This is a genomic window from Oleiphilus sp. HI0043 (assembly GCF_001634935.1).
On the sequence record NZ_LWEY01000822.1, the window covers coordinates 1 to 804 of the forward strand.

An 804-nucleotide genomic window follows, 5' to 3' on the forward strand; every position below is an offset into this window, starting at 1 on the left:
TCCAGACTAAACTCTTCCTGCTGAGTCAGTTCGTATCTAGACTGGTAATGACTAAAAATACTCATAAGGCCCCCTAAAGGAAATATTTACCGCTCGAGCGGTATTACTTTACATATGTTCAGTATCCTGCTGCGTGTCTCTACATTACGATTAGTGAGTGCTAGGGAGATAACAAAACTGATCGCCGAAGTCATAGTCACAAGGTCGCAATATTTTTTAACTGGTTAATATTTGTTCTATGAGTCTAGACCAAATGGCTAAAGTTTTCTTTACTTGGAAGAAAATTTAAATGAATTGTCACAAAACATGACAATATAGAACTTAAGAAAGGGAGCAGCTAGCCGGTCAGGATAAACGATATATTTTTATGCCTGACCACCAGCAGAAGGGCTTAACGAAAATAAGATGAAAGCAGTTTAAAAGCGAATTTTTTCCTCGTCACTTAGGCCAAGATTGTCCCAAACTTTTAAGTTTGGTTCGGCTTGATTAAGTGTATAAAAATGTAGACCCGGAGCGCCAGCTTTTAACAACTGCTCACACATTTGACTTACCACTTCTTCACCAAACTTCTGAATGCTAACAGTATCATCGCCATAAGCTTCGAGCTGTTTTTTGATCCAGCGTGGAATTTCAGCACCGCACATGTCGCTAAAGCGAACCAAGCTGCTGTAGTTCGTGATAGGCATGATCCCAGGAACAATAGGAATATTGATGCCCATTTTTTCGCAGCGGTCTATAAAGTAGAAGTAGGAGTCTGCATTATAGAAATACTGTGTGATGGCACTGTTTGCCCCAGCGTCAACT

The 804-nt window shown here is 40.3% G+C and carries 1 protein-coding gene; it reads right to left on the bottom strand.

Translation table 11 applies throughout. The features are described from left to right. Positions 1-416: 416 nt before the first annotated feature. A partial coding sequence (locus tag A3729_RS09330) for a methylenetetrahydrofolate reductase (protein WP_197475737.1) occupies positions 417-804 on the bottom strand: 388 nt, incomplete at its 5' end.